The 8202-nt window shown below is 74.0% G+C and carries 11 protein-coding genes; 9 read left to right on the top strand and 2 right to left on the bottom strand.

The window, feature by feature from the left end; genetic code table 11:
* Positions 1 to 69: 69 nt before the first annotated feature.
* From GTW67_RS29175 to GTW67_RS29155, 5 genes are all read left to right on the top strand, one after another.
* Complete coding sequence (locus GTW67_RS29175; protein ID WP_161167749.1) at positions 70 to 339, top strand: acyl carrier protein; 270 nt, start codon at positions 70 to 72, stop codon at positions 337 to 339.
* Position 340: 1 nt separating this feature from the next.
* The gene (locus tag GTW67_RS29170) at positions 341 to 820 is read left to right on the top strand and encodes an SRPBCC family protein (RefSeq protein ID WP_161167748.1); all 480 of its coding nucleotides are present in this window, start codon (positions 341 to 343) and stop codon (positions 818 to 820) included.
* A gap of 40 nt (positions 821 to 860) precedes the next feature.
* On the top strand, positions 861 to 1196 hold the full coding sequence (locus GTW67_RS29165) for a TcmI family type II polyketide cyclase (RefSeq protein ID WP_161167747.1): 336 nt from the start codon (positions 861 to 863) through the stop codon (positions 1194 to 1196).
* Positions 1197 to 1316: 120 nt separating this feature from the next.
* On the top strand, positions 1317 to 1751 hold the full coding sequence (locus GTW67_RS29160) for a PPOX class F420-dependent oxidoreductase (protein WP_161167746.1): 435 nt from the start codon (positions 1317 to 1319) through the stop codon (positions 1749 to 1751).
* 110 nt (positions 1752 to 1861) lie between these two features.
* A complete protein-coding gene (locus GTW67_RS29155) occupies positions 1862 to 2608 on the top strand; it encodes a DUF4142 domain-containing protein (RefSeq protein ID WP_161167745.1) in 747 nt (248 codons plus the stop codon).
* 19 nt (positions 2609 to 2627) lie between these two features.
* On the opposite strand, the gene ku is transcribed toward GTW67_RS29155, so the two are convergent.
* Positions 2628 to 3683, bottom strand: coding sequence for a non-homologous end joining protein Ku (gene ku, locus GTW67_RS29150; RefSeq protein ID WP_161167744.1), 1056 nt, complete (start codon positions 3681 to 3683; stop codon positions 2628 to 2630).
* Between the two features lie 67 nt (positions 3684 to 3750).
* Between ku and ligD the strand changes: the two genes are divergently transcribed.
* Positions 3751 to 4632, top strand: coding sequence for a non-homologous end-joining DNA ligase (gene ligD / locus GTW67_RS29145; RefSeq protein ID WP_161167743.1), 882 nt, complete (start codon positions 3751 to 3753; stop codon positions 4630 to 4632).
* Positions 4633 to 4692: 60 nt separating this feature from the next.
* Here ligD and GTW67_RS29140 read toward each other — a convergent pair whose 3' ends face one another.
* Positions 4693 to 5496, bottom strand: coding sequence for a nuclease-related domain-containing protein (locus GTW67_RS29140; RefSeq protein WP_161167742.1), 804 nt, complete (start codon positions 5494 to 5496; stop codon positions 4693 to 4695).
* Positions 5497 to 5602: 106 nt separating this feature from the next.
* On the opposite strand from GTW67_RS29140, the gene GTW67_RS29135 reads away from it, so the two are divergent.
* The 3 genes from GTW67_RS29135 to GTW67_RS29125 form a co-directional block, all read left to right on the top strand.
* Positions 5603 to 6109, top strand: a complete 507-nt coding sequence (locus tag GTW67_RS29135) for a protein-tyrosine phosphatase family protein (RefSeq protein WP_161167741.1) — start codon at positions 5603 to 5605, stop codon at positions 6107 to 6109.
* A gap of 100 nt (positions 6110 to 6209) precedes the next feature.
* Entirely contained in the window at positions 6210 to 6977 is a 768-nt protein-coding gene (locus GTW67_RS29130; protein WP_161167740.1) for a hypothetical protein, read from the top strand.
* A partial coding sequence (locus GTW67_RS29125) for an ATP-binding protein (protein WP_161167739.1) occupies positions 6974 to 8202 on the top strand: 1229 nt, incomplete at its 3' end. The genes GTW67_RS29130 and GTW67_RS29125, both read left to right, overlap by 4 nt.

Here is an 8202-nt window from a genome sequence, read left to right as displayed (position 1 = left end):
CCGAGCCATCACCATCCCGGGCGGGCGCCCTCCCGGCGCGCGCCGATCCGAGTGAAGGAGCACCTCCGCATGACCGACCAAGTGGACTACCAGGTGACCGTCGAGGAACTGTCGGCGCTCATGAAGCGCACCGCCGGTGTGCACGTCGACCCGGTCACCCTCCAGCAGCAGGCCGACGCCGGTTTCGACACGTTCGGCCTGGACTCCCTCGGCCTGCTGGGCATCGTGGCCGAGCTGGAGAAGCGGTACGGGCTGGGCCTGCCGGAGCAGGCCGAGCGCTGCAAGACGCCCGCGGATTTCCTCGCGCTGGTCAACGGCGCACTGAAGACGGGAGTGTGACATGGCAGGGCACACCGACAACGAGATCACCATCGCCGCGCCGATGCCGCTGGTCTGGGACATGACCAACGACATCGAGAACTGGCCCCGGCTGTTCAGCGAGTACGCCTCCGTGGACGTCCTGGAGCGTGACGGCGACCGGGTCACGTTCCGGCTCACCATGCACCCGGACGAGGAGGGGCGGGTGTGGAGCTGGGTCTCCGAGCGCGTCGCCGACCCGGTGACCCGCACCGTGCGCGCCCACCGGGTGGAGACGGGGCCCTTCCAGTACATGAACATCGTCTGGGAGTACACGGAGACGGCGGAGGGGACCCGGATGCGCTGGGTCCAGGACTTCGCGATGAAGCCGGAGGCGCCCGTCGACGACGCCGGGATGACGGACAACATCAACCGCAACTCCCGTACGCAGATGGCGCTCATCCGGGACCGGATCGAGCAGGCCGCGGGCGAGCGGCGGACCACCGCGGCGCTCGCCGAGTGACACCGCCGAGCCGACTGGCACCGACGAAGGGCACCTCCCCATGCACCACACCCTGATCGTCGCCCGGATGGCACCGGGCGCGGCACCGGACATCGCGAAGGTGTTCGCCGAGTCCGACCGCGGCGAGCTGCCCCATCTGGTGGGCGTCAACCGGCGCAGTCTCTTCGAGTTCGGCGACGGTGTGTACCTGCACCTCATCGAGAGCGACGAGGACCCGGCCCCCGCCATCGGCAGGCTGACCGGGCACCCGGAGTTCCGCCAGGTCAGCGAGCGGCTGGAGCCGTACGTGTCGGCGTACGACCCGGCGACCTGGCGCGGGCCCAAGGACGCGATGGCGCGTCGCTTCTACACCTGGGACCGCACCACCGCCGGCTGACGCCGGACCACCGCCCGTACTGCGCCGGGGCCGACCGCATTCCGCGGGTCGGCCCCGACGCACGTGCCGACCCGCGGGAGCGGGCGTTTCACGGGACGGGGGGCGGGCGATGATCGTGCCATGACCACCTCATCCTCCTTCGACCCGCGCGCCCTGCTGGCGGAGAGCCGGCTCGGCGTGCTCGCGACGATCAAGGCGGACGGCCGCCCGCAGCTCTCCCCCGTCATGCCGTCCTACGACCCCGAGGCCGGCGTCATCCGCGTCTCGACCCGCGAGGGCCTGGCCAAGACGGCCAACCTGCGCCGGGACCCGCGGGCCACGCTGGAGGTGACCGCCCCCGACGGCAGGTCCTGGGCCACCGCCGAGGGGACGGCGACCCTGACCGGACCGGGCACCGACCCGCACGGCCCCGAGATCGAGGCGCTCGTGGCGTACTACCGGGCGGCCGCCGGGGAGCACCCGGACTGGGACGAGTACCGGGCGGTCATGGTGTCCGACCGCCGGGTGCTGGTCACGATCACCGTCGACCGGGTCTACGGGGCGGACGTCGGCTGAGCGGGACGGGCACGGCGCCGGTCCAAGTTTTGTGCCGGAACGGTGATCGATCCGCCCGCCGTTTGCGTACCTCCTGGCGTACGAGTCCCACGCGTCGCCCTGGAGGCAACATGCGGCTGACCCGCGGCAGGATCGGCGTCGTCGTCCTGCTGGGTGCGATGACCCTGACCCTCACCGCGCTGGCCTTCCCGGCCGTGCTCGGTCTGGACAAACCCGACGGCGACCAGAACCGGGTCGTCGCGAGCACGAAGTACGGACCGCTCACCGAGGCCGACCGCGACTTCGTCGTCAAGGTCCGGGCCGCCGGGCTGTGGGAGTACCCGCTGGGCGAGATGGCCATGCGGCGCGGCACGACCGAGGCGATGAGAACGGCCGGCGAGCACCTGGTCGTCGGGCACGCCGGCCTCGACGCGATGTGCCGCGAGATCGCGCCCGAGCTGGGCATCACCCTGCCCAACAAGGCCTCCCCGCAGCAGCAGGGCTTCGTGGCGACCGTCGACGCCAAGAGCGGCGGGGAGTTCGACTCCACGGCGGTCAACATCATGCGCGTGACCCACGGCCAGATCTTCCCGGCCATCGCCAAGATCCGGGCCAGCACCAAGAACACGCTCGTGCGGCAGCTGGCCGACCTGGCCAACGACACCGTGCTGGACCACATCACGGTGCTGGAGAAGACCGGACTGGTCGAGTACGACCAGGTCACCTTCCAGCAGACCGGCCCGGCGAAGCTCCCGAAGGATCGGGTCACCCCGCCGCCGCCCCAGCCCGGGGAGCAGGTCCTGGTGCTCAAGCCGCGCCCCGACCTGAAGGTGAACACGGCCTCACCGACACCTACGCCGTCACCGGCGGCCCCCTGACCACGCGCGGGGCGCGAGGTCAGGCGCTGCGTCTGCGGGACGCCGTCTTCTTCGCGGTGCCCTTCTCGGCGGTGCTCTTCGCGGCGGTGTTCTTGGCCGTCGTCTTCTTCGCCGTGGTCTTGGCCGCCGTCTTCTTCCCGGCCCGGTCGGCCGTCGACTTCTTCGGGGAGGCGGCCGTCTTCTTCGCCGCCGCCTTCCTCGCCGCCGTCGACGTGGACTTCTTGCCGCCGGTCTCCTTCGGCGTGCGGGGCGCCGCCTTCTTGGGCAGCGTCCTGACCTCGGCCTCCTCCCCCTCCTCGCCCCGGGACTCGCGCGCCGCCCGCACGCTGTTCTCCAGGGCGGCCATGAGGTCGAGCACCTTGCCGGACCGGGCCGGCTCCGGGTTCTCCGGGGGCGCCTCGCCGGCCGCCTTCGCGGCGATGACCTCCTCCAGGGCCTCGCGGTACTCGTCGTGCAGGTCGTCCAGGTCGATCTCGCCGAGCGTGTCCATCAGGGCGTCCGCGAGGTCCAGCTCCTGGTCGCGGACGGTGACGTCCGTGTCCGGGGCGACTCCCTCGGGGGCGCGCACCTCGTCCGGCCACAGCAGGCCGTGCATCGCGATGGCGTCGCCGACGACCCGCAGCATGCCCAGGCGTTCCCGGCCGCGCAGCGCGTACTTGGCGATGGCGACCCGGTTGCTGCGCTTGAGCGCCTCGCGCAGCAGGGTGTACGGCTTCGCGGCGGGCGCCCCGGATGCCGCGAGGTAGTAGGCGGCGTCCATTTGGAGCGGGTCGATGCGCTCCTCGGGCACGAAGGCCACGATCTCGATCGTCCGGGCGGTCGGGATCGGCAGGTGGGACAGGTCGTCCTCGGTGATCGGGATCATCGAGCCGTCCGCGTCCTCGTACGCCTTGCCGATCTCGCCTGAGGTGACCTCGCGGTCCTCCAGTTCGCAGACCTTGCGGTAGCGGATCCGGCCGCCGTCCTCGGTGTGGATCTGGCGGAAGGAGATCGCGTGGCTCTCGGTCGCGTTGACCAGCTTGATCGGGATGCTGACCAGGCCGAAGGAGATGGCGCCGTTCCAGATGGATCTCACGTGCAGCACCCTTCCGATCGCTTGCCACGCTGGGCGGTTTGTCCGTGTTTCGTGAGATTCTCATCGTATGGCGCCTATCACGGAGGTGGAGGGGCGGCGGGTGGCCCTCAGCAACCTGGAGAAGGTGCTGTATCCGGCGACCGGCCTCACCAAGGGCGAGTTGCTGCACTACTACGCGACGACCGCCGAGGTGCTGCTGCCGCACCTGCGGGACCGTCCGGTGTCCTTCCTGCGCTATCCGGACGGACCGGACGGCCAGCTGTTCTTCACCAAGAACGTGCCGCCGGGTACGCCCGAGTGGGTCACCACGGCCGAGGTGCCCCGGTCGGAGGGGCCGGCCCGGATGGTGCTGGTGCAGGACCTGGCGAGCCTGATGTGGGCGGCGAACCTGGTGACGGAGTTCCACACGCACCAGTGGACGGCGGACGATCCCGGCGAGGCCGACCGGCTGGTGTTCGACCTCGACCCCGGGCCGCCCGCGACGGTGGTCCAGTGCTGCGAGGTCGCGCTGTGGCTGCGGGACCGGCTGGCGGCGGACGGGGTCGAGGCGTACGCCAAGACGTCCGGCGCCAAGGGGTTGCACCTGCTGGCCGGGGTGCGCGGGGCGTCGTCGGAGCGGGTGTCGGAGTACGCGAAGGGGCTGGCCGTGGAGGCGGAGCGGGCCCTGCCGCAACTGGTGGTGCACCGGATGACGCGCAGTCTGCGGCCGGGGAAGGTGTTCGTGGACTGGAGCCAGAACGCCGCGCGCAAGACGACCGCCGCGCCGTACACGATGCGGGCCCGCGCCGAACCGGCCGTCTCCACGCCGGTGACGTGGGAGGAGGTGGCCGGGTGCCGGCGGGCGGAGCGGCTGGTGTTCCGCGCGGAGGACCTCGCACCACGACTTGAGGACCACGGCGACCTGCTGGCCCCCCTGTTCGACCGCCGACGGGCGGCGCGGCTGCCCTGAGGGGCCCGCCCTGGCCCGACGCCGGGCGCGCGACCCCGACCCCGGCCCCCGCCCGGATCGTCAGACCCGGGTCCACGCCGTGCGGTCGCGGGCCATCGCGTGCAGGGCCTCCACGTCCGCCGGTTTGAGCACGCCGCCCGGGCGGGTCAGGGCCGGCAGGTCGTCCGCCGTGAGGACGCGGACCTCGCGGGGCGGGACCGTGACCCGCACGTCCGCCGGGCCGGCGAGGACCAGGACGGGGCGGACCTCGGCGGTCAGGGCGTGACGGGCGCGGTCGGCGTCGGCGCGGACCCGGTCCAGCAGGGGCCACGGCGCGCGGCGGCCCAGCGTGACCAGCGGGTCGGCCACCCGGACCCGCTGTCGGCGGGCGGGCAGCACATGAACGGCGAAGAGACCGCCGGGCCCGATCACCAGGTGGTGGATGCGGTCGCCGCCGGGCAGCGGGACCGAGTGCAGGGTGTGCCATCCGGCGCCGTCGAGCCGGTCGAGGGCCTGCCCGGTCAGCTGCTCGGCCGCCAGCTCCCGGCGGCGCGGGTCGGGGCGCAGCCGGTGCCCGGGGCCGGGCTCGCGGTCCAGGGCGACGAGAAGGGCCTCGCCGGGCCGGTTCGGGGCGAGGTCGTCGTCGGGGTGGAGGGAGAGCCGGGCCCGCTCGGCCGGCGTGGGGACCGGGGGCGGGCCGACGGTGACGGCGCCGGTGAGGAAGGGCCCGAGGGCGTCCAGCACCTCGTCCTCGCGCTCGGCGCTCAGCAGGCTGACCCGGGCCGCCTCACGGTCGTACCAGGCGAGGTTCCCGCCGTCCGCGCGGCAGACGTAGAGCCGCTCCCGGCCGTGCAGCCGGGTCGGTATGACGCGCAGTCCGCTCATGCACCATCACCCCACGACCATGGGACCAGGAGGGTGCTCCCGGGGCAAGACCGGGCTACCGTTGAACCGGAGCGGTGCAGGTCCTCGGGCGGGATGGGGAGGCGCGTTGCGTACCCGTGGCAAGGGATCCGACGTACCGGCCCCGGCGAGGCCGTGGGACGAGATCGTGCCCGGCCTGTGGATGGGCGGGCATCAGTTCAGGCGGCCGGGCGGGGTGCTGGAGTCCGCCGTGGTGCGGGACGAATTCGACCTCGTGCAGACCCTGCTCAGGCTGCCCGGTCACGGCCCGCACCCGGGCGTCGAGCACCAGGTGTGGCCGATTCCCGACGGACCGCTGGACGGGACGCAGCTCGCGGGAGTGATCCGGCTGGCGCAGGCCGCGGGCGAGGCGCTGGACGAGGGCCGCAGGGTCCTCGTCCGCTGCTACCACGGGTACAACCGCTCCGGGCTCGTGGTCGCGCAGGTCCTGATGCACCGGGGTCGCGACGCCGACGAGGCGATGCGGCTGATCCGGGCCCGCCGCTCGCCGTGGGCGCTGCACAACGAGCTGTTCGAGGAGTACCTGCGGGCCGGTCTGGTGACCGCCCGGCTGCTGGAGGAGCTGGCCGAGTAGCCCGGCCGGCGGGCGGGCAGGCAAAATGGACTCCCGTACGAACGAGGTGCGGGGCCACCGACGATCGCCGGCCCGGCGGTCACCGAACTCCAGGAGTGCCGTGCTCCCCAGCCGCCGTGGGCGCACGGCCCGTGTCCCCGCCGCCTGTGCGCTGCTGCTGGCGACCGCGGCGGCCTCGGTGACGGTGGCGGGCTGCGGCGACACGGGCGGGCTCCGCGGGGCGGGTGCCACGCCCACCGCGGTCAGTCCCGCCCGCCTGTGGCCGGACCTGACGCCGGCGTCGTCCCCGGCGTACGACATCGGCGAGGTGGACCACGAGGCCGTCGAGGGCGTCGCGGTGCCGGGCGGCGACATCCGCCGCGCGGACCCGGTGGCCGTCGTACGGGCGGAGATCGCCGCGCACCCCGACGACTACGCGGGCGACAAGGCGCCGTACCGCGAGACGGCCCGCCGCATGACCGACTGCGGGACGCCCGGCGAGAGCGCCCGCTGCCCCGTCCTGCGTCCGTACTACCGCGACCTCACCGGCGACGGGCGCCCCGAACTGACGCTGGGCTTCCGACTGCTGCCGGAGAAGATGACGGCCGTGCGCGTCTACGGCGTGGAGAAGGGCCGGCTCGTGCGGATCATGTCCTACGAGGACGCCGTGAGCGCGGTCGAGCTGGCCGGGCGGTCGGTGGTCGTCCGGTCGCCGTCGGAGGTGGCGGGCTACGAGTACCGCCTCCAGTGGACGTGGGACCCCGACCAGGAGGCGATGCTCCTCACCCACGACGAGATGCTGCGCACCGGCGACACCCCGGGCGTCAAGCGCCCGTCTCCGTCCCCCTCCCCCTCCCCGTCGGCGTCCCCCTCGGCGAGCGCCCGGTGAGGGCCGTCCTGCCGCGCTGGGCCGGGCCGCTCGCCCTGAAGGCCGCCGTCTTCATCACCGTGATGTGCTGCGCGCTCGCCGCCCTGCTCGGCGTCCTGGTGCACGTCTCGGTGACCGACCAGACCGTGGGGCAGGCCCGGGACACCGCCCTGGCCCGGCTGCGGGACGCGACGGCGGCGTACGAGGCCGGGGACCCGCTGCGCCGGGGCGCGGGCGTCGATCCGCCGGGGCTGCCGCGGTCGCTGCGGGAGCTGGCCGCGGCCGGCCGGCGCGGGACGATGGTCGCCGAGCACGACGGGCGCCCCACGATGTGGGCGGCGGGCCCCGCCGACGGCGGCCGGGTCCTCGCCGTGCAGGTCGACCACTCCCAGGGCGAGCGCACCATCGACGGCCTGGACCGGGCGATCGTGTGGTCGTCGGGGCTGGCGATCGGCGCGACGCTGGTGATGGGCGCGTTCGCCGTGACCCGGGTGACGCGCCGGCTGCACACCACGGCCCGGGTGGCGCGGCGGATCACCGCCGGCGACCTCGACGCGCGGGTGGGCGATCCCCGGACGAAGGATCCGACGCGCCCGCAGGACGAGGTGGCCTCGGTCGCCGCCGCGCTGGACTCCATGGCGGCGTCGCTCCAGGGCAAGCTGCTCGCCGAGCAGCGGTTCACCGCGGACGTGGCGCACGAGCTGCGCACCCCGCTGACCGGGCTGCACGCGGCGGCCGAGCTGCTGCCGCCGGGCCGGCCCACCGAGCTGGTGCGGGACCGGGTGGCCGCGCTGCGCACGCTCACCGAGGACCTGCTGGAGATCTCCCGGCTGGACACCGGGCGGGAACGCCTGGAGACGGAGCCGGAGGAGCTGGGCGCGCTGGCCCGGCGGGTCGTGCGGGGCTCCGGCACCGACGCGCGGGTGGACGTCGTGCGGGACGCGCGGGTGGAGACCGACCGGCGGCGCCTGGAGCGGGTGCTCGGCAACCTCGTCGCCAACGCCGACCGGCACGGGCGGGCGCCGGTGGTGCTCACCGTGGACGGGCCGGTGATCACCGTGCGGGACCACGGGGACGGCTATCCGGAGTACCTCCTCGCGCACGGGCCGCAGCGGTTCCGCACCGAGGGCGGCGCGAAGGGGCACGGGCTCGGGCTGACGATCGCGCTGGGCCAGGCGGAGGTGCTCGGGGCGCGGCTGGAGTTCGCGAACCCGCCCGGCGGCGGCGCGCTGGCGGTCCTGACGCT

This window comes from Streptomyces sp. SID5910, assembly GCF_009862125.1.
In the GTDB taxonomy this organism is placed as follows: Bacteria; Actinomycetota; Actinomycetes; order Streptomycetales; family Streptomycetaceae; genus Streptomyces.
This window is presented reverse-complemented; position numbering and strand designations above follow the sequence as displayed.

Coding starts and splice junctions, on each gene's coding strand:
- GTW67_RS29175 (WP_161167749.1), top strand. CDS start 70: ATGACCGACCAAGTGGACTACCAGGTGACCGTCGAGGAACTGTCGGCG.
- GTW67_RS29170 (WP_161167748.1), top strand. CDS start 341: ATGGCAGGGCACACCGACAACGAGATCACCATCGCCGCGCCGATGCCG.
- GTW67_RS29165 (WP_161167747.1), top strand. CDS start 861: ATGCACCACACCCTGATCGTCGCCCGGATGGCACCGGGCGCGGCACCG.
- GTW67_RS29160 (WP_161167746.1), top strand. CDS start 1,317: ATGACCACCTCATCCTCCTTCGACCCGCGCGCCCTGCTGGCGGAGAGC.
- GTW67_RS29155 (WP_161167745.1), top strand. CDS start 1,862: ATGCGGCTGACCCGCGGCAGGATCGGCGTCGTCGTCCTGCTGGGTGCG.
- ligD (WP_161167743.1), top strand. CDS start 3,751: ATGGCGCCTATCACGGAGGTGGAGGGGCGGCGGGTGGCCCTCAGCAAC.
- GTW67_RS29140 (WP_161167742.1), bottom strand. CDS start 5,496: ATGAGCGGACTGCGCGTCATACCGACCCGGCTGCACGGCCGGGAGCGG.